1 protein-coding gene is annotated in these 256 nt (G+C 39.1%); it reads left to right on the top strand.

From position 1 onward, the window contains the following. The coding region (locus SAY88_RS25305) for a CCP domain-containing protein (RefSeq protein WP_332635194.1) at window positions 1-256 on the top strand (256 nt) is incomplete at both ends.

Genomic DNA, 256 nt, shown 5'->3' with positions numbered 1-256 from the left:
ACGAAGTGATGGGCTGCGTAGAAGGTGACTTTAGCTCTAAGTGCCGGAAGATAGCCAAAACCATTGTCAGTGATAACGTTGTCTTATTTTATCAGTGTAATCCTGGATATGTATTATCAACAAACTTGAAACATTCAATATGCAGTTACGGAAACTGGGATCCTGAACCTCCAAGTTGCCAAAGACTATGTGAAGGATTATCTTCAGATTCATTAGATTTACAATGTTTTTACCTCGGAAGTAAAGTAGACTGCGG

It is taken from the genome of Halalkalibacter flavus (genome assembly GCF_036663575.1).
Taxonomy (GTDB): Bacteria; Bacillota; Bacilli; order Bacillales; family Bacillaceae_D; genus Halalkalibacter; species Halalkalibacter flavus.
This window is presented reverse-complemented; position numbering and strand designations above follow the sequence as displayed.